The 19,407-nt window shown below is 68.6% G+C and carries 17 protein-coding genes; 6 read left to right on the top strand and 11 right to left on the bottom strand.

Features of this window, described 5'->3' with window-relative positions:
- The first annotated feature begins 17 nt into the window (after nucleotides 1–17).
- Nucleotides 18–1,247 (top strand): glycosyltransferase, encoded by a 1,230-nt coding sequence (locus HII36_RS34680; RefSeq protein WP_173527540.1) that lies wholly within the window; start codon nucleotides 18–20, stop codon nucleotides 1,245–1,247.
- A gap of 130 nt (nucleotides 1,248–1,377) precedes the next feature.
- On the opposite strand, the gene HII36_RS34675 is transcribed toward HII36_RS34680, so the two are convergent.
- Nucleotides 1,378–2,640, bottom strand: a complete 1,263-nt coding sequence (locus tag HII36_RS34675) for a glycosyltransferase (RefSeq protein WP_173527539.1) — start codon at nucleotides 2,638–2,640, stop codon at nucleotides 1,378–1,380.
- A gap of 155 nt (nucleotides 2,641–2,795) precedes the next feature.
- Between HII36_RS34675 and HII36_RS34670 the strand changes: the two genes are divergently transcribed.
- Together HII36_RS34670 and HII36_RS34665 are read left to right on the top strand one after the other, a co-directional pair.
- Nucleotides 2,796–3,257, top strand: coding sequence for a GbsR/MarR family transcriptional regulator (locus HII36_RS34670; RefSeq protein ID WP_173527538.1), 462 nt, complete (start codon nucleotides 2,796–2,798; stop codon nucleotides 3,255–3,257).
- A 217-nt stretch (nucleotides 3,258–3,474) separates the two neighbouring features.
- A complete protein-coding gene (locus HII36_RS34665; RefSeq protein ID WP_173527537.1) occupies nucleotides 3,475–4,260 on the top strand; it encodes an SDR family NAD(P)-dependent oxidoreductase in 786 nt (261 codons plus the stop codon).
- 587 nt (nucleotides 4,261–4,847) lie between these two features.
- On the opposite strand, the gene HII36_RS34660 is transcribed toward HII36_RS34665, so the two are convergent.
- Nucleotides 4,848–5,480 carry a TetR/AcrR family transcriptional regulator gene (locus HII36_RS34660; RefSeq protein WP_173527536.1) on the bottom strand — a complete coding sequence of 211 codons (633 nt, stop codon included), beginning with the start codon at nucleotides 5,478–5,480 and terminating at the stop codon, nucleotides 4,848–4,850.
- A 95-nt stretch (nucleotides 5,481–5,575) separates the two neighbouring features.
- On the opposite strand from HII36_RS34660, the gene HII36_RS34655 reads away from it, so the two are divergent.
- Nucleotides 5,576–6,550 (top strand): NAD(P)-dependent alcohol dehydrogenase, encoded by a 975-nt coding sequence (locus HII36_RS34655; RefSeq protein ID WP_173527551.1) that lies wholly within the window; start codon nucleotides 5,576–5,578, stop codon nucleotides 6,548–6,550.
- 835 nt (nucleotides 6,551–7,385) lie between these two features.
- Here the strand turns inward: HII36_RS34655 and HII36_RS58180 are convergent.
- From HII36_RS58180 to HII36_RS34620, 9 genes are all read right to left on the bottom strand, one after another.
- Nucleotides 7,386–7,520, bottom strand: coding sequence for a hypothetical protein (locus HII36_RS58180; protein WP_268959688.1), 135 nt, complete (start codon nucleotides 7,518–7,520; stop codon nucleotides 7,386–7,388).
- Between the two features lie 419 nt (nucleotides 7,521–7,939).
- Nucleotides 7,940–9,076, bottom strand: a complete 1,137-nt coding sequence (locus HII36_RS34650) for a toll/interleukin-1 receptor domain-containing protein (RefSeq protein WP_173527535.1) — start codon at nucleotides 9,074–9,076, stop codon at nucleotides 7,940–7,942.
- 701 nt (nucleotides 9,077–9,777) lie between these two features.
- Complete coding sequence (locus HII36_RS34645; RefSeq protein ID WP_173527534.1) at nucleotides 9,778–10,389, bottom strand: hypothetical protein; 612 nt, start codon at nucleotides 10,387–10,389, stop codon at nucleotides 9,778–9,780.
- Nucleotides 10,390–10,877: 488 nt separating this feature from the next.
- Nucleotides 10,878–13,811 (bottom strand): CHAT domain-containing protein, encoded by a 2,934-nt coding sequence (locus HII36_RS34640; protein ID WP_173527533.1) that lies wholly within the window; start codon nucleotides 13,809–13,811, stop codon nucleotides 10,878–10,880.
- 16 nt (nucleotides 13,812–13,827) lie between these two features.
- Nucleotides 13,828–14,739, bottom strand: a complete 912-nt coding sequence (locus HII36_RS34635; RefSeq protein WP_173527532.1) for a hypothetical protein — start codon at nucleotides 14,737–14,739, stop codon at nucleotides 13,828–13,830.
- Between the two features lie 5 nt (nucleotides 14,740–14,744).
- A complete protein-coding gene (locus HII36_RS34630; protein WP_173527531.1) occupies nucleotides 14,745–15,092 on the bottom strand; it encodes a hypothetical protein in 348 nt (115 codons plus the stop codon).
- Between the two features lie 187 nt (nucleotides 15,093–15,279).
- Entirely contained in the window at nucleotides 15,280–15,510 is a 231-nt protein-coding gene (locus HII36_RS57075) for a hypothetical protein (protein ID WP_236004168.1), read from the bottom strand.
- A 5-nt stretch (nucleotides 15,511–15,515) separates the two neighbouring features.
- The gene (locus tag HII36_RS34625) at nucleotides 15,516–16,622 is read right to left on the bottom strand and encodes an MFS transporter (RefSeq protein ID WP_236004167.1); all 1,107 of its coding nucleotides are present in this window, start codon (nucleotides 16,620–16,622) and stop codon (nucleotides 15,516–15,518) included.
- A gap of 627 nt (nucleotides 16,623–17,249) precedes the next feature.
- On the bottom strand, nucleotides 17,250–18,074 hold the full coding sequence (locus HII36_RS34620; RefSeq protein WP_173527530.1) for a helix-turn-helix domain-containing protein: 825 nt from the start codon (nucleotides 18,072–18,074) through the stop codon (nucleotides 17,250–17,252).
- A 147-nt stretch (nucleotides 18,075–18,221) separates the two neighbouring features.
- On the opposite strand from HII36_RS34620, the gene HII36_RS34615 reads away from it, so the two are divergent.
- Together HII36_RS34615 and HII36_RS34610 are read left to right on the top strand one after the other, a co-directional pair.
- The gene (locus HII36_RS34615; RefSeq protein WP_173527529.1) at nucleotides 18,222–18,359 is read left to right on the top strand and encodes a hypothetical protein; all 138 of its coding nucleotides are present in this window, start codon (nucleotides 18,222–18,224) and stop codon (nucleotides 18,357–18,359) included.
- A 22-nt stretch (nucleotides 18,360–18,381) separates the two neighbouring features.
- Nucleotides 18,382–18,798, top strand: coding sequence for a hypothetical protein (locus HII36_RS34610; protein WP_173527528.1), 417 nt, complete (start codon nucleotides 18,382–18,384; stop codon nucleotides 18,796–18,798).
- Nucleotides 18,799–19,407 lie beyond the last annotated feature (609 nt).

The raw sequence follows: 19,407 nt of genomic DNA, 5'->3' as shown, positions 1-19,407 counted from the left end.
CGGGCCGGGGACGGCCGATGAAGCCGCTACTGATCACCATGGGCAGCCGGGGCGACGTGCAGCCGTACCTCGCCCTGGCCAAGGGCCTGAACGAGGCCGGGCACCAGCCGCTCGTGGCCGGGCCGCGCCGTTTCCAGCCGGTCGCCGACGAGCACGGCATCGACTACGCACCCCTGCCGGACGAGATGCTCGACCTGCAGGACGCGGTCAAGGGCCGGGGCGCCCGGGCGGCCATCACCGCCGCCCGGTCCGTCAAGCCGATGATCCGCCGCCTGCTCGACGCGCAGGCCGCGCTGGTGGAGCGGGGCGGCGAGGTGGTCGTCCATCACCCCAAGTCGCTCGGCGGGCCGTACGTGGCCGAGAAGCTGGGCGTCCCTGCGATCGCCGGTCTGCTGCTGCCGCTGTATCTGCCGACGGCGGAGTTCGCCTCGCCGATCCTGCCCGCCCGGCTGCCCCGGGCGTTCAATCGGGCGAGCTGGCGCATCGCCGCGGCGGTCGAGGCGCCGTACCGGGGCATGGCGCGCCGCTGGCGAACCGAGGCGCTCGGCCTGGACGCCGGGTTCCGGCCGGTGGCGGACCTGGTCAGGGCCGGTGCGGTGCTGCATGCCTGGAGCCCGTCCCTGCTGCCCGCACCCGCCGACTGGCCCGCCTCCGCCGAGCCCGTCGGTTTCTGGACGATCCCGCCCGCGGCCGACTGGAGCCCGCCGGACGAACTGGCCGCCTTCCTCGACCGCGGCGACCCGCCGGTTTATGTGGGTTTCGGGAGCATGGTCACCGGCGACCCGGAGGCGTTGGCCGCCACCGTCCTTGAGGCCGTGCGGCGGTGCGGCAGGCGGGCGGTGCTGGCCACCGGCTGGGGCGGCCTGCGGAGCGCGGCGCGAGCGGCGGACGTCCTGATGATCGAGGAGGCCCCGCACGACTGGCTGTTCCCGCGTGTGGCCGCGGTCGTGCACCACGGCGGCATCGGCACCGTCGCGGCGGCGCTGCGCGCGGGCGTGCCGCAGGTCGTCCGCCCGTTCCTCGGCGACCAGCCGTTCTGGGCGGCCCGCCTGCACCGCCTGGGCATCGCCCCGGCGCCCCTCGCCGGACGCCGCTTCACCGCGGATGCGCTGGCCACGGCCATCACCGAAGCCATCGCCTCGGCCCCGGCCGCGCGCACGCTGGGCGAGCGGGTGGCCGGCGAGGACGGCATCGCCGCGGCGATCGCCGGCATCGAGCGACTTGCCCGCCGCGAACGAAGCGGCTGAACGTCGGTGAGCGGGTTCCTCACCGCGCTCTGAACGGTGCTCCAGACAGCGCTTCGGACAGCGCTTCGGACAGCGGTCAGGAACGTGCTTCGGTCGGCGCAGGCGGCCGGCTGAGGTGAGCGTGGGTGATTCAGGTCGGCGACTCCAGAATCGCGACAGCCCGTTCGGCGCCGTTCTCGGCCCTGATGCGCTCCGCGAAATCAGCGGCGGTGATCGCCATCGCCCTGTCGGTGGTGGCCACACGCAGGGCGCCGGCCAGGGCGTCCGGGGTCAGGCGCCGCTGAGGCTGAGGTGGCAGGGCGACGCCGGCCGCGTAGACGCGCGCGGCCCAGAACGGCTGGTCGGCGACGAACGGGCAGATGACCTGCGGGCGTCCGGCGGCCAGCGCCGCGCCGGTGGTGCCGCTGCCCCCGTGGTGGACGATCGCGGCCATGCGCGGGAACAGCCAGTCGTGTGGAGCCTGGTCGAGCAGGTGGACGGTGTCCGGCAGGCTCTCGGCCCGGATGCCGCCCCAGCCGGAGGCGAGCACGGCACGCACCCCGGCCAGCCGGACCGCCTCGGCCACGATGCGGCCGAGCCGCTGCGGATCGGTGCCGGCCATGCTGCCGAACCCGACGTACACCGGGGCGTCCCCGTCGTCGAGGAAGGCGGCCAGGTCCGGCGAGGGCGTCCAATCCGGCGGGGCGGGCAGGAACCAGAAGCCGGTGGTGTGCACCCACGCCGGGTAGTCCAGCTCGCGGGGGAGCAGGTGCCGGCTGAAGCCGTGCAGGACGGTGGCCGGGCGTCCGTCCGGACCGCGCAGGATGTCGTGCCGTCCGCGCCGCCGCGGCAGGCCGAGCCGCCGCTTGCGCAGGTCGTCGGAGATGCCGCCGAAGGAGCGCAGCATGAGCTTGATCGGCAGGTAGGAGGCCCGGTTCAGCGCCCGGGGCAGCGGCAGCGGCAACATCGGGTTACGGAAGGCCGCGGTGGGCACCCAGACGGGCTGCAGCGCGGCCGGCACCGCGGGCACGCCGAGCCGTTCGGCGAAGTGCTGTCCGGGGATCCCGGGCGCGTGCACGACCAGGTCGGCTCCTTGCTCGGCCACGTCCGCCATGTCGTCGAACACGGCGGCCATGAGCGGCTTGCTGCGGCGCATCACCTGCAGGGCGACCTTCTTGCCGCGCAGGCCCCGGTAGTTGGTCTCGACGGCCTGGCGGATGTCCGGGTCGTCGATGAGCGTGTTCGGCCCGTCGTGCAGCGGCGCGAAGGCGATGCCGTACGGCTCGGCGAGCGCGGCCATCGCGGCCGGCGCGGCCAGGACGGGTTCGTGCCCGGCTCGTTTCATGGCGAGCGCGAGGGCCGCGTACGGCTGCACGTCGCCGCGGGTGCCGTGGGTGAGGACGAGGACCTTCATCGATGTTCCTTGCCAGAGGGGACGTCTTCGCTCGCCGACCAGGCTTCCCGGCACACCGACGGCCCATGACAGGCCGAATACCGGCAACATACCCAAATTTCAGAAATTTCTGAACTCTCAGTACGTCCGATATCGTGTCGTGAGGAGGTGGCGGGGTGGGCGAGCAGGAGCGATGGCAGGCCGCGGAACGGCTGGCGCTGGCGCTGAGCGAGGGCGGCTTGCAGCGCATGGCGGCGCGCGCCCTGGCGGTGTTCCTGTTCACCGACGGCGGCACGGTCACCATGGGCGACATCGCCGGACGCCTCGGCGTCAGCGCGGGATCGGTGTCGGGCGCGGTCAAGTCGCTGCTGTCGGCCGGCCTGATCGAACGCCTGCCCGCGCCGGGCAGCCGCCGCGAGCACTACCGGTTGCGCGAGGACGCCTGGCCCCGGCTGTTCTCCACCCAGAACACCTTCGTCCACGTCATGATCCAGGCCGCCGAATCCGGCATCGCCACCACCGCGGCCGGCGACCCGGCGCACGAGCGCCTGACCCGGATGCGCGACTTCTACCGGTTCCTGCTGGGCGAGTTGCCCGGCCTCCTCCGCCGCTGGGAAGAGACGCGCGCACCGGACTGACCGCCCCGCGCCCCGGCAAGCCCTGGCCGGCGAGTTCACTCCGCATCACGACAAGGACGCGCCATCACAGGGAGAGGCGCCTCGCCAGAAGGACCGGGGCCGTAGACGGCCTCGGGTTCCCCTTCCCCCCGCGATGAGTTGGGCGGGTTCGGCCGGTCGGTACGCATGCGGCACCGCTGACCGGAAACGTCCAGGAACGACGACGGGAGTCAGGAGCATGCTGGAGAACAAGAACGCCATCATCTACGGCGGGGGCGGCTCGCTCGGCGGCGGGATCGCGAAGGCCTTCGCCCGCGACGGAGCGAAGGTCTTCCTGGCCGGGCGGACCCTCGGCAAGCTGAACGCGGTGGCCGAGGAGATCACCAAGGCCGGTGGCGCCGCGGAGACGGCTGTGGTCGACGCCCTCGACGAGCAGGCCGTGGACGCGCACGCCGAACGTGTCGTCGCCGCGGCAGGCGGCATCGACGTGTCCCTGAACCTCATCACGCGCGGGGACGTGCAGGGGATCGCCCTGGCCGAGATGACCACCGCCGACTTCACCCGTGCCATCACCACCGGGGTGACGACGAACTTCATCACCGCGCGGGCGGCGGCCCGGCACATGATCGAACAGGGATCCGGGGTGATACTGGCGGTGAACAGCGGATCAGCCCACGGCAGCCCGATGATGGGCAGCACGGGGCCCGCCGACGCGGCGATCGACACCTTCATCCGCAATCTGGCGGCCGAGGTCGGGCCGCACGGCGTCCGCGCCCTGGGCATGTGGGTGGCCGGCGTTCCCGACACGCTGTCGCGCGACAAGCTCTGGACGGCCGACCACAACCTGGATCTGGCGGACGACGCGGCCTTTCAGGGACTTCTCGCTCGGCTGGATGAGATGCGGATGTTGCGCCGTTCACCGCGGCTGGCCGACGTCGCGGAACTGGCCACGTTCCTCGCCTCCGACAGGGCCGGCGCCATCACCGGTTCCTTCGTCAACGCCACCGGAATGTTCCCCAGCTGACCATCTCGCGGCCCGACGAGAGGCTGAGCGCTGCCGGTACGCCCGCGCCTGGACCCAGGGACCGGGGCTTGATCGTGGACAGCAGCGAGAAGAACGCCCCGCCGCGGAGGCCGGCCACCTGTGACACCTTCGGGGATCAGGAGCCTGACCCGCAGGCCGTCCGCGCCGTCCAGTTCGGCGGCCCAGCCGGGCAGGTCCAGTTCCTCCACCGCCTGTACGTGCGCCGCCATCGTCAACTCGTCAAAGCCCGTCGAGCACGGGCAGCACCCTGCCCGTCTCAACCAGTTCCCGCGCGCAGGCCGGGCCGTCGCCGTCCCATACGGTCAGAAGTCGTAGTCCTCCTCACCCAAGCGCCGAATCACGAACGCCTCGACCGGCTCCAGCGCGGGATCCCACGAGGAGATCGAGAGCAGCACCAGCACGGGCCCGCCCGCTGCGCCACCACCGCTCCGACCGCTGCCGGCCCAGCGCGATGGCGATCCGGGGGCCCGCTCCGGCTGCCGTCGTTGAGAATTCGGTTACCCGCTACGGCAACGGCGACCGGCAAGTGAAGGGGGCATCAAGGTTTGTCGAGGTGGTCGTTCGGATCATTGGTGGAGCCGGCGCAGGCCGAGGGGCGCCGGTGGCGGCAGTGGCTCAGTCCGGTCGGCGCGGAAGGATGGGAGTAGGTAGCCGAGCAGGCGCCGGGACGCGGCCAGCGACTCCTCCGGTGACTCTGTCACCATGGCGTTGTTGGCCAGGAGCAGCAGCGTGACGTCGGATTCGGTGAAATCCGGGCGGAGCTGTCCCGCCGCCTTGGCTCGCTGTATCAGGTCGGCGAGCCCGTTCTCGGCGCGGGCTCGCAGGTGGTCGTAGTCGATCGCATCGGGGAAGCGCGTCAGGAATGCGGCGGTGAAGCCCCGGTCTGCGGCTTGCATGGCGCAGATCTTTTCGATGAAGGTGTGGAATCCGTGCCAGGGGTCGGGGTCGGCGAGTGCTTCGTCCAGTGCGGAGACGCAGGCGGTGAGTTGCTCGGAGAAGGCTTCTGTGACGAGTGCGGCGCGGGTGGGGAAGCGGCGGTAGAGCGTGGCCACGCCGACGCCTGCGCGACGGGCGATCGCTGTGAGCGGGACATCGATTCCTCCGGCTGTGAACGCCTGGCGGGCGGCTTCGAGGATGCGGTCGCGGTTGTGTGCCGCGTCGGCGCGTAGCCCCTGTTTCCGATAGGGCTGAGCAGGCATGTCTCTCACTTTAGCGTAAGTGGAAGGAGTCGTCCGGTTGCGGCGTTAACGTGGCTGAACACCGGCTCGACACCCGAAGGAGACCCGTGACCCAGATGCGCGCCGCACTCTACGACCGCTACGGCCCGCCGGAGGTGCTCTACGAGGGCAAGGTGCCGATGCCAGACGTCAAACCCGACCAGGTACTGATCCGTGTGCAGGCCACCACCGTCAATGGTGGCGAACTGTACGGCAGGGCCGGAAAGGTGCGGCTGGTGACAGGATCCCGCTTCCCTCAGCGCGTCGGCATCGACTACGCGGGCGAGATCGCCGCGGTCGGGCCCGGGGTGACGGGGTGGCATGAAGGGGACCTGGTGTGGGGAGCCATGGGGCGCTCATTCGGCAGCGCCGCGGAGTACGTCGCGGTCCATCCCCGTCAGTTCTCGCTCGCTCCCCGCAATCTCACGCCGGTGGAGGCGGTCTCGCTGCTGGCGGGCGGGACGACCTCGATCACCGCGCTGCGTGACAAGGCCCGGCTCGCGCCCGGAGAGCGCCTGCTGGTTCGAGGCGCGAGCGGCGGCGTCGGCAGCGTCGCGGTCCAGATCGGCAAGCTCTTCGGTGCGCACGTGACCGCACTCGCGGGCGCGTCCAACTTCGACTTCGTTCGCGACCTGGGCGCCGACGAGGTTTTCGACTACCGGACGACTCCGCCGTCCGCGCTGGGTAGCTACGACGTCGTCCTGGACACCGTCGGCACTCAGCATCCCGACTATCGACGGTTGCTGGCTCCAGGCGGTCGCATGGTGGCGGTCGCTTTCGACATCGGCCGCCTGCCGGCCAGCCTCGGGTACATCGTGGGCTCAGCCGTTTTCGGAAGGCGAAGGGTGCGCTTCTTCAGCGGCAACCCCCGCCACGAACTGTTCGCCGAGCTGGCCCGTCACGCGGAAAGCGGTGACGTTCGCCCGGTCGTGGACACCGTCCACTCCCTGGCGGGCATCGCCGACGCGCATCGCGCCCTGGAGGCCGGGGGCGTGCGCGGCAAGCACGTCATCCAGCTCGACCCCACTCCTCTCGATCATCTCTCCGGATAGAAGGAGCATGCCGAGATTTCCTGTCGCGCCCCGGTCGGCCAGGCGTTCGAGCTTGGCGCGGGCGTTTGGACGGCGTCCTGGGTCAGCGGCAAGACCAGGGCCGGAGTCGGGACCGGGTCACGAGCGCGCAGGGAGCCGCCGGTTTCGTTGAAGACAGTGAGGATCCGCTGGTAGACAGGGTGGTTAGGGCAGCGGGAGCTGCTCGGCGGGTTGGGCCAGGGCAGGGGACGCGCGGTCAGCATGTCAGTCTCCGCCAGGGTCTGCTCGATGTGGTAGGCCCGGGTAGGCCAGGGCGGGGCGTGCCGCCTCAGGGGCCTGTGCGGAGGCTACTTCGGTGGCCACCAGCGGGCATTGGACGACCTGCATCGCGCCCCGGCCTGATCAGCCCGCCGAGCCGGTCCGCGGCCCTGCTGAACCTGGGAGTGGTCTACCGAGCAGCCGGGCAACCCGGCCAGGCGCTGATCCACCTGGGCCAGCCTCTGGCGCTCGACCGGCGCGACAGCGATCACCACATGCAGATGTACGCGCTGGACAACATGCCGGGCATCCACCTCATCCGCGACCGCCTCCCAGAGGCGCTGGCCTGGCCTTACACAATCAAGCCCGGGCGCTCGGTAGCCAGCGGGCGGAGCGGGGTCTGGAGGCCTACGTCCTCGACGGCCCGAGCAGGATTCACCGCCGGATGGGCGACGCACCGCGCGCCGGCCCAACGCCGAGCAGACCGGCGACCGGGAGCCTGGATCCTCACGCTGATCGACCACGGCCTGGCCAGTCAGATGTTGGGCTGCTACGGCTCGGCGCTGCACCTGGCCTGTCGGCTACGGCGCCGCGAGGGTCAGGGGCTGGCGTTGATCGCGTTGGGCGAGCTGTGCCTGCTGTCCGGCACCTCGCCCAGGCCCTCGCCCACCACCGGCAGGCGCTGTCCGCTGCCCCGGCGATTCCCTTCCTGCGGGCCCGCGCTGACCGGCACGGCACACGTCCTGCGGACGACCGAGCGCCGCCGGGCCGCCAATTTCGGTAGGCGCAGCGCAGCGCCTGCCAGCCTCGTGACACCCCGCAACGTGGCTAAACTCCCATCACCAGAGCCGTCCATTTCCGCGAGGCCGATCGCCCGCGCTGGGCCCAGACGCCGTCTGCCGCCCTGATCACTGTCTTCCTGGAACGTGTCCTCATGTGGTTCGTCGTCACGAACTGGCGGACGAAGAGTGGGCAGGCCTCGGGAAAGGACCTGTAGGCTCGCCTGTTCACCGGCCGAGGGGCGGGCTCATCTCGACAGCCGTTCTGCGTGACGCCACGGCATTGAAGGGCGAGGCCGCGGCATCGCGCGCGTCCCGTCTACGGTCCACCGGGCTAACCTGAATGGCAGACGCCAGAGTTCGGTCCACATACTCATCGAGTCACCTCATCAATGATGCCTCGATTGTCAGCGAGGAAATCCCGATCTTCGAATTGCCATGGACTCCGCCGCCCAGTATTGTAGTCGTTGACGAGATCGACGACAATTTCGGAAAGTACGGGGAGCGCCGTCTCCGGAAAGACTTTTCGGCGTTCACTGTCGATACAGATGACTCCCGGAAAATAGGTGCCGAGCGAATGAAACACGACTCGCTCTAGAGGGATCGACACGCTGCTGGCGACGTGGATGATAATATTAGCCACCTTGTCGCGGGTGAAGCCGTGCTGGACCGCCTCTTCAATGTAGCGCTCGGGATCAGCCGCGTATTCGACTTCGTAGTCGACATGATGCTGCCGGCGCTCGTTCCATGCCATGGCCGCAGGATTCAGATGCCGCTGCCGACTCGGATCGAGGGTGAAGCGATGTCGGCAGTGCACGACGACGGCGGTATCGGAGACGTACATCTGCAATCGCAGGCATTTGAATTGATCATGGACGCTGAACAGCAGGACCCGGATGGGAGGGACATGGCGATACGGTGGATCGTCGATGAGGCGATAAGCAGTCAGGAGGACGTTCTTTTCGGCGGTATGAATGTTGGAGCACAACTGTGCGGCAAGCCGAAGATCAACCTCCCGTAACGTCGTCCGCGTGAGTTCCTGCTCCAGCTCATCGTGCCTCGTCATTGGAAACGGAGGCTGAACAGACCTGATCGCCTCCACCAAGGCACGCAGGGCATCGTCCATGAGCTCTGTGCGGGAGAAGTCTATGTAGAGCTTGTTGGTCAGATACGGAGGCGTCTCGGAGTCGTCCAATTTGATGGGTATGACGCGGGGTCCCTTTCCTTCCATCTCCAGCCGCAGCGCCTGCATGAGTTCGGTGGTGACCCATCTCGACTGCGCGGAGTGCCGGGAGACCGCCACGATAAGGCATGCACTGGCCGCAATCTGCTCTGATATTCTCTCTAAAAGTCCATCGCCGGCCTTGAGCTCAAGCCGGTCGAGCCATGCCTCGATCTTCTGCATTCGCAGGAGGGCGACCAGATGGAACAGAAATGGCTTATCGTGCGAACTATGGCAGATGAAGACGCTCTGCGACTGGGATACCTGAATCGGGAAGGACTGGTTCATGCAACCGCCTAGTGAGCTGCTGACCTGTCCGCTGATTGTGCCGGAAGTGTTTAGACTTGTACACCGGACGAACGGTTGCCTATCCACTCAAGTACGCCTAAATGCGCTCTTTCCGGAAGAGTAGGCGGTTGACTAGCAGGGCGTGGTGTCGTCGGCGCGGGCCAAGTTGGGGCTTTCATCCAGTCAGGGCCGTAGCCCAGTGCGGAGCTTGGGGTGGATGTCGACCTCGTCGAACTTGCCGCCCTTAGCTGGCACGCGCAGCATGCCCCTTGCGGCTCGAGAGCCGGATGTCGTCGACGCCGAGGTGGACGGCCTTGCTGATACGGGCGCCGGCACAGAATGGGATCAGCGCGATGCGCCGGCCGTGAGGCTCCAGATGCAGCACGAGCGCCCGCGGCCCTCAGTGAACTCGAAGGCCGCGGTCCCGAACAATGAGGACGAGGCTCCTCCGCATGTTCCCATCGCGGACATCCCTTCCGGGGTGAGCCAGAGCCCTTGATGCCGGATGTCCGTCAAACCCGGACGGAGTCCAGTTCTCATCGTGGGGAAATCCGCCTCCGCGCGATAGCGCCAACCGCGGCCAACGGGAAGCTGCGGGTGGTCGAGCAGTTCCAGGCAGACGCCAACGGGCAGATATTCCTCACTCCGGAAATATTTGAAGCCATGACCGGAAAGGCGCCGAGGACGGTCACTCCACTTCCTCAACCGTTAGACTGAAGGATCGGTCCGAAATAAACGTTCAGCGGAAGGTCGGACGGGACATCTGTGGCTCGCCCGACCTTCTGCCAACCCAATTCGCGAAGGCAAACGGGGAGTTCGCCGGCAGGCGGAATAACTATAAGCCCCTGCCTTTCCCGGCGGAGGAACATCAAAGATCGCAGGACCCGATCTTCCAGTAACCGTTCGGACGGACGAGCGCATACGGACAGCATGCAGGCGACTTCTTCCCCCGTCGATAGGGAAAGGTCCGCCAGCCGTACAGAATCCAGCGACCGGCTCTGCACCTGGTATCCGTAAGCCAACGCCACAATCATCGCGCCCGGCTGGTGAAATAGATCCGCTGCATCGCCATCCCCCAGAGTTCGATCGTTGAGAGGAGCGAACCCCCGGGGCAAACTCCACGCGGTACAGATATCGATGTCCGAGGTGGCGAGCCGGGCGCGAAACCTGTCGATCGCAGTCGGCATGGTGGGCTCGGGATAGTTCCACGGAGGACCTCGCCGAGCAGCAGCATAGACTTTGTCGGCGTGTGTCAGGAAATGACCATCCGTAATCGGGCCGCGGTCGAGCCTCTCAATCACGCCCATACTCATAATCGACAGGATAGTCACTCCTCGGCCAACGTGACTGGGAAGGCGTACTCTCCGCCAGAGACTGCCGAAATAAGATCCTGGCTCATGCTGAGCCAGGATCTTCTATGTGTGAGAAACGGACCAACATCCTGCGATCGGCCTGGCGTGGGGGAATTCCTGGTCATCGTGGGCGCCTCATCCCGTGCGACCTCGAACACGGTCGGACAGCCACTGTCGGTCTCGTCGATCGGCGGGTCCACCTTCAGGTGCGCCCGCCGCGGGCATCGAGGTCCGGTGGCGCCGCTGGTGGAACTCGCGCTGCTCCTTGTGGGGATGTTGCTGCTCGGGTAGCAGCTTGTGCGCCTTGTGGTCAGGCATGGGTGTCGCCTTAGGGGCATGTTCCTTAGCTCGGAAAACTGCAGTCCGGTGCGCCGTAGGCAAACGGCCTCATCGGCGGTGAGCAAGCCGGCCACGCCAATGCCAGAAGTCAGGGCTCGCCGGCACGAGGGCTAGGGGCCGTGGTGGACGAGCGCCGCCCATAGATCAGGTCTGTCCGGGTGGGTAAGGCGTAGGCCGCGCATGACGCGGTGCAGCACGCGGGCCGCATCGTCCGCGTCCGGTCCGGGCAGCCCGCGGTAGAACTCGCGGGCGACCGCCGCGGCCGTCGCGTCGTCGAGCAGCCATTGACTGCCGACGACATGGCGGAAGCCGGCCATCTGGAACGCGGACGCGAGATGGATCGACTCGTTGGCGTGGAAGACTCCGCTGAAGGCGGTCGAACAGGCCGACAGGTAAGCCAGTTCGGCCTGGTCCAGGGGCAGTGCGGCGATCGCGCCGACGGGCAGCAGGTCGTCGTGCAGGACGAGGCCGCCGAACGACGGCTTCTCGACGTCGGTGGCCGCGTGGCAGGCGAAATGGGCCCAAGTGCGGTCGGGCAACTCGGCGAGTACCCGGCCGGTCGTGGCGTGCTCATCCACGAGCAGAACGCCGGGGTGGTGCTGGTGCAGCACCTCCGCCTCCTCGGCCGTACCGCTGAGAGCAGGCAGCTCGGGTGCGCTGCTGACCGCGACGGTGAGCTGGCGGCGTACCGTGGCCGGCGGACGCGACCTGGCCCGGGCGAGCACACGAAGCGTCGGTGCGTAGGAGGACACTACGCGGTCGGGAAGGGCCGTGTGCAGGGGAAGGACGCCGAGCATGCCGATGGGCAGCCACCAGACCCGGTCCACTCCGGACAGGGCGGCTCCGAGCGGCCCGGCGATCGTGGCCGACAGCCACTCCAGAGTCTCCTTGACTACCCTCCGCATGCGAAGCGCACCTGTCAGCGTGCCGCTCGCAGATGCCTGCATGGCGATGACCAGTTCGGCCACATGCTTCGCCACATCGTCCCAGGAAAGGTTGGGCAGCGCGACCGCGGTGATGTCACCGGTGGTGATGATGATCGCGTCGCTTCGGCTGCGCGCCGAGTTGACCAGTACCACCGCGCCGCCATTCGCCGCCGCGCGCAGTTCGGCCGGCTCCGGACGGTCGAGGAAGCGCGGTGACCCGCGCCGGATCTCCTTGACCAGGTCGTCGTACTCGACCCATAGCCGCGTGCGGTCGTTGACCAGATCGGCGGTGATCACCATCAAGCCGCCGGGATGGACCTGTGACGTCGCGCGCAGCCGGTCGCGTACCTCCCGGAAGCGCTCGGCGAGCCCGGGCTCGCGTTCCTCCAGTTCGGCGAGGTCAGTGTGCAGGTCGGCCTCTTCGGCCAGCAGGATGCCTCTGCCCTGTTCCGCCACGGCGACCGCGCCCTCCGGGTCGCTCGCGGCCAGGTGGGCGGCGACGGCCTCGCCCACCAGGTGCGTGTACTGGCCGACCCGTTCTTCTTGATCCACGCGGGAGTTGCGCCTGGACACCGCGGCGGGCAGCAGCGCGATCGCCGCGTCGTACAGGTCGGCGGCGAGCGACGGGTCACCGAGGTCGACAGCCAGTGTGGCCAGCCGGGTGAAGGCCCGCACGCTCTGGCTGGGCACCGAGCGGACGGCGCCGCGAGCCAGCTCGGCGAGGCGCCGCAGCTCGTCCGCCGTCACCGACGGTGAACCAGCGGCGCGGTGTGCCGAATGGACGTCGGCGGTCACGGAGATGATCGCGGTGGTGGCGGGGTGGCCGTCCGGCAGCCGTGCGAGGGCGTTCCGGGCGAGTTCCCCCGCGCGTCCCAGGTCCGCGGCCTCGCCGTCGCGCTCATACCGCCAGAAGTAGCCGAGGGCGAGGTTCGTCAGCTGCTTGGCCAGGTCCGCACCACCGACCAGGGCGGCGCCACCGGACGCCAGCGCGAGCCCCTGTTCACCGACCTCGATCGCGCGATCCAGCGTCACGGGATCCCCGCCGTGCTCGTGACGCTGAGCCAGTACCGCGGAGAGCTGCTTGAGGTAGATCACCCGCTCGGGATGATCGCCAGGCACCGACGCCAGGCTCTCCTCCGACAGCTCGATGGCCTGGTCGAGATCCGCCACGTTACCCAGCCGCTGATGACGCTGGAGCAATGCGATGCTGAGGTTGTTCAACCGTCCCGGCCGGTCCGGGTCGTCCGGCTGGGTGGCCTTGACCGACACCTCGCTCAGTGTGATCGCCCGAAGCAGGTCGGTCAGCCCGCCGTCCCTCAGGTACCGCAGCTGGTATCCGATGCCAAGGTACGAGACCGCGACCAGCAGCAGCGGATGGTCATCCGGCGCGGTGTCCACGACTTGATCCCCCAGCCGGATCGCCTCGTCCAGATCCGCCACATCGCCACGCAGCTCGTATCGCTGCTGATAGACCGCGACAAGATTGGCGGCCACCGCGAACCACTCGCCGCTCGACTCGCTCGCGAGGCCCAGCGCCTCCTCCGTGGCCGAGACCGCGGCATCGAGATCGCCGGGATCACCGTGACGCTGGTAGCGGTGGCGGCAGGCGACACCGAGGTTCATGAGCAGCAGCGGCAGCCCCGGGCTGCCGGACGGCGTCGCGGCCGCCGCCTGGGCGAGCAGCGCGATGACGACGGTCAGGTACGACGGTTCGGAGGTGGTGTGCGCCTCGGCGAGCATGGCCGTCGCCGTACCGGCCTGGACCTCCGGTTCGGCGCCGGGCCCGATCAGCGGCCGCAGCAGTTCGGGGACCACGCGGGGGATGTGCGCGACCGGTGTCAGGTGGAAGACGGCCTGGGACAGCTCGAAGTTCGACTCGGTGGCCACCCAGCGGGCGTGAAAGAGCCATCCGATGGCGATATGCGCCTTGAACAGCCGTTTCCGCTCCGAGCCGGTCATGTCCGAGGGCTGTCGCCGCACCGCGCCGTGCCACAGCCGCAACGCGTCCGTGAGCGCGTCCTCGCCGAGCACGGTCCGCGCGTCACCGGTACGTTCATAAGCCGCGAGGCGGTGGCGGATCCGGCGAGCGATCAGGTAGCGCAGAAAGCCGTGCGACACACCAAAGATCCCCACCTCAGCGTCCCTTCCGTGCCACAGCGGTGACCCGGCTGCCCTCCTCGACGGTGAGCGGCCCGGCGTGGCCCTCGTCGGCGACGCCCAGTGCCACCGCGAGCGTACGGCCGTGCAGGTCCACGACGGACTCGACGAGCAACGCCAGTTCGGCCACGGCGCTGCGGGCGCGTACCCACCCGGCGGTGCCGACCACGATCGCGACCAGGGCGGCGGGCCACCACACGAAGGCGAGGGCGACCAGGAGCCACGACCAGCTGGCCACGGCGACCGCCGTGGCCAGCGCGGTGCCGGCGTTCACGAGATCGGCACGCGCGGCCTCGGGCAGCACCACCCACAACCTCGGCCAGACGAAGGGCAGATCGAGGCCGTAGCGGTCCCGAGCGACCGCCTCCGCACCGTGGATCCGGTCTCCCAGCCAGGTCGGCCGCCCCGGCTCGGCCGGGGCCATTCGGTTGATCTTGGCCGCCGCCTGATCGATCCGCTCCTGCTGCTCCGGAGTCCTGGTCTCGGCAGGGTGGGCGCGGGTGAGCGCGCGGCGTCGTTTCAGCAGCGCGTGCCAGCGGCCGCGCCTTCGCCGTACGAGCGTGTTCCGCAACCGGCCGAACGGCCATGGCCACTGACCGAGCCACAACGTACGCGTCACCCCGGCCATCGCCTGCACCAGCAGCCCGGCCCCGCCGGTCGCCACCAGCACAGCGACCAGCAGTCCCACCTGACCCCCCGCAGGTTGCCGGGCGAACCACTCCGAGAACGCGACCACCTCCCTCGCCGCCAGATCCACGTCGAGGGCGTGGGCATGCCCGAGCCGGACGCCGAGCGCCGCGACGGCGAGGAACAGCACCCCGGGAAGCAGCAGCAGTGAGACCCATCGCTCAGCGAGTTTCTTGGCCAGCTCGCCGAAGAAGTCACCCACGGCCGTTACCTGGGCCGCATCGGCACGAAGGTCACCCGGCACACCGGGATCGGCCCACCGGGCAGAGGGACCTCCGCCCGGTCACATGCGCCGTCCGGGCAGCCGAACTCCTCCTCGTGCGCCCGGCCGGGACCGCTGCCAGGCAACGCACTGCCGAGGGCGCGCAGGGCGCCGGACGCGTCGCCGCCAAGCAGCTGCCCCAGCATGGGAATGATCGGCTGCCGCGCGCGGGCCGCGGCCTCGATGGCTCCGAGCAGCCGCTGATGGCGCTCGGACTGGCGTGCGCATTCGGCACGCAGTTCAGGCAACTCACCGCATAACACGGTCAGCGCGAGACGTTCGGCGTCGTCCATCGCCTCGATCGTCCCAGCCCGTGATCGCGGCATCAAGGTCGAGCTTGAGCACCTGCCCGCCCAGGCGTGATCGGCCGAGCGCACGCATGGTGATCGATCCCCGGCGTAGGTGCGGCCGTGCCGGTGGGCCTGTTGTCCAGGGCTGCGTCCGACCGTGCTGCCGGACGGGCGCAGCCCTGTCCAGGGATCATCCGAGGGCTTCCTCCATCACCTCGGCCGGCATGGAGATCCGCCAGGCGACGAGTCCGGCCGCGGCGAGCCCGGCGATGGCCAGGAGGCTACTGGTAAGAAACGGGTCGGTGCCGTGCAAGGCAGGGGCGAACCCGACGCCGACGTAAGTGGTGATCCCGGTGGAACCGCCCAGTTGGTCGGCGGCTCGTTGAACGCCGGAGGCGATGCCGGCGTCGTCGTCGGTCACGCCGGTCACGGCGACGTACTGCAGTCCGACGATTCCGAACCCATCCCGGCGGCGATGAGCATCATGGCCGGGATCATCGCCGGACCGGCCGCCCCGAGGTAGGCGGCCAGCGCGATGGCGGCCATCGCCAGCATGGTGAAGCCGATGCCGGCCAGGACACAGGCCCGGGCGCCCCACCGTCCGAGCAGCCGCGGAACCAGCACCGAGGCCACGATCAGGGACACCGCCAGAGGCAGCATCGTCAGGCCGGCCTGGAGCGGGCCGGCGCCCAACCGGTCCTGCAGGTAGTAGGTGAACAGCAGGAACGAGGTGGACAGCGCCGCGCTCAGCAGAGCGGTGGCGAGGTTGGCCAGGACGCGCGGCCGGTTGCGGAAGAACCGCAGCGGCACGAGCGGTTTCTGCGAACGCCGCTCGACCCTGATGAACAGGGTCCCGGCTGCTACCGCGCCGACCAGCGCCACCGGCGGCAGCCACGGCAGCGTGCTGTCCGCTTCTCCTGCCTCGACGACGCCGAGGGTGAACAGCAGCGGAGCCGCGATCAGCAGGAGCGCGCCGAAAAAGTCCAGTGGTGTGGGTCCAGCAGGTCGTTCGCTCGGCACGAGGAAGATCACCGCAGCGAGTACGATCAGGATGAAAGGCACGGACACGAGGAAGATCCACCGCCAGCCGAGCAGCTCGGTGATGATCCCGGAGACCACGAACCCGAGGACGAGGCCACCGCTCGCGACGGCCGCCCACACGCTCAGCGCCCGCGATCTGCGCGGTCCCTCAGGAAACATGAGCACGATCACCGCCATTGCCGCCGGAAGCGCGATCGCTTCACCGGCGCCCTGCAGCAGCCGGGCCGTCACCAGCAGGGCGAAGGACGGCGCGAGCCCGGCCAGCAGAGACGCGGCGCCGAACAGCGTTGTGCCGAGCAGGAGGATGCGTCGCCTGCCGAGCACGTCGCCCAGCCGGCCGCCGAGCATCAGCAGCCCGCCGCCGGTGATCGTGTACCCGACCACGACCCAGGTCAGCGCGTGACCGTCGACGCCGAAGCCGACGCCGATCGAGGGTAGCGCGACATTGACCACCGTCACGTCAACCGCGATGAAGAACTGCAGCATGGCCATGCTGCACAGCACCAGCCATGCGCGTAGCGGGGACGATCCGTCCCGGCGCGAAAGAGAATGCCTGAAGGCATCGAGTGCTCCGTTGCTCAGAAGAAGTTCCGAGCAGCACGAACGTGCCGCTCCGATTCGACCGCGAAGCGACAGAACGTTCAGCAGATAGTGAGACGAACGCCCCGCCGCTAGCGGAGCGTCCTCGTCACCGCGGCACAAGCGGCCGCACACGAAGCGCCGGACATGTCGCCGATGCTACCGGAGCCGATCGCAGGTCGATCCACTCTGCCTGAGGGAGCGACAGGGCGGGGTCCTGCTGATCACCGGTGGAGGTGTGGCCGAGCCAGGCCACCGAGCTCGGCGGCCTGGACGGCTGCTGCGTCGTCGCTGTCCTTGCAGCGGAAGCGCCTGGCGCTACTCCATCGAGACCGGCCGATCGGCCAGGACGTCCTTCAGCTTGCGCCGGGCCCGGCCCTCGCGCTTCGGCAGCTACTACGGCAACCCAAGTCCGCGAACGCCGCTTGCGCCCATGAAGGCCAGGCTGCGTACGTACCCCCAGAAGTTCGGCCACGGCCCGTACGGCGGGAGCAGTAGACCACCGATCGTCCGACACCAGCCGCAGAGCACGGGGATTCGTCAGCAAGCGGGCAGGTTCAGGCCGCCGCGGTGGTCGGGGTGGATCCAGATCTCGGCGATATAGCCGGTACGTCCGTCGCGCCAGGTGATCCCGTACCAGCGGGTGCTGGTGTGCAGGCCGGGGTTGACGTTGTCGTTGGACTGACTGTCGTTGCCGTTGGTGGCACGTTCGCCGGTCGTCTGACAATGGGCGACCAAGGTCTGGCCGGTGGACACCTCGGTGTCCGACAGCTTGCATCCGTTGGTTCGGCAGTAATTGCGCGGGCCGGCCGACAGGTAGGCGGGGGTGTCATCCTCGCGCATCTGGTCGGCGCCGGTGACCACCTTGTTGTGGACGGTGATCGCGCGGGTGAGGGGCGGGTCGGTTGAATCGCCTGCCTGCCAGGGCCGGATCAGCGACAAAGCGACGAGCGCGATCAGCAGGACCATCACGCTGGACGCCAGCAGCAGCGTCTTGCGCGCTGGGCCTGGCCGGGATGGCGGTGCCGGTTGGGGTGCCGGTTCTGGGCAGGCCGGTGGCGTGGTCGGGTTCTGGGGTGTGCCTTGAGCCTGGTTCAGCTTTTGCAGCCACCGGTCGGGATGCTCCTCACCCAATGCCTGGACGAGCGCGGTGAGCAGATCGGGTGTGGGCAGCCGCTTGCCCTGAAGGGTTTCGTTGATCATCGTTCTGCCGAAGTGAATCTTCGCCGCGAGCGCCCGTTCCGTCGGGGAGCCGGCCCGGTGATGCAGGTCGCGCAGTTCCTTGGTGAACTCGGCAAGCGGACCCGAGCCGACGATGCCACCGCGGCGCCGACCGCGTCGTCTCACACCCTCCGCATCAGCCATCGCTGCCCTCATTCCTCCTGGTCAACGGGCTGCCGGGTGATGTTTTGCCCGTCATTTGGCCGCGGACATTCCCAGTATTGCGGACAAATCATGCGCCCTCACAGAGTGAAGGGCATCACGATCCCATCGAGCCGAAAGGCGCAGCGCATGTCGACCTATGAACCCGAGTGGACCTCGGTCTGGGACACCCCGACCTACGTGAGTTACGAGCTCGGCAATCCGTTCTCGACCCTGAACGACAGCCTGTGGTCCCAGGCGGAGTGGAACGGCGGTCCGGGGTTCTAGCCCTGGGGCCATCGTCATGGTCGTGGGGCTGATCGCGGTCGTCAGCGTGTCGTCCTCTGCCCGACTGCGATCGATGCCCCACGGCCAGGTCGAGGAGTTACTTCTCGCGCAACCTGGCCGCTACTTCTTACGAAAGGAAGACCACCAAGTGAAGCGACTGCTGGCTTCGGCAGCTACAGGCGTGCTCGTTTGTGCAACCGCCCTCACCGCCACAGCCACTCCTGCGGCCGCAGGAGACTGCACCTGGGTCCTCTGCGGCGAAATCTGGAACGAGACGGACCGCCCACTCAAGATCACAACGAACTTCGGCGCCCCGTGGGACCCTGCCAACCAGCGATACCTGCAGCCAGACCAAAGCGGCCACAATCAGAACGGGATCGGAGTCAAGGATGTCGACGGGTTCTGGCCTCGACGCCAACTGCTCGGTCTGGGTCAATAATCACGGTGAATGGCTCAGCTGGAGGAAGAAGGCGGGTAACTCGGGGCAATGGTTCAAGGTCAGCGACAATGACTGGCTGCACGTGGACAACTTGAAGTGTTGACCCACGTCGGCGCCCCGGGCCGAGTCGATTTCCGACTCAGGCCACCTCTCGCGTCTAACGACCGGGACTGATCACAGCACTGGGCTCGTTCCTTCCTGACGGCTCGAGACAACTTGATGGCGCCGGCCTTCCTGCTGTCGGAGTTGGGGAGTCGGGCAGGCGCTGGCAACGTCGGTGAGCACGTCCTTCTCGCGCTGATCGACGGCCAGGCCTCAGCGGTGCAGATCACACCATCACACTGCGCTACTGCCATGCCTCATCGTCAACGCTGTCAGAATCCTGTCGCTCAACAGCCCGTGCCGACTGGAGCGCCGCCTGTGCGGACGACCAGGCCTGGACGAGGCATCCGGATGGCGACCAGGCCCTGCTCCAGGCGGTGTGAGCTTCCCCCCGCAGCACGGACACCTGAGGTGAGGTCACTCGGCGGTGCCTGAAGGCCTGTAGAGGGCCTCGAACGTGACGGGGCTGTGCATTCCGATGCTGGAATGTCGTCGGTATGGATTGTA

It is taken from the genome of Nonomuraea antri, assembly GCF_013283785.1.
Lineage (GTDB): Bacteria > Actinomycetota > Actinomycetes > Streptosporangiales > Streptosporangiaceae > Nonomuraea > Nonomuraea antri.
Note: the sequence above shows the minus strand (reverse complement) of the source record. Positions and strands in the feature narration are given on the sequence as shown.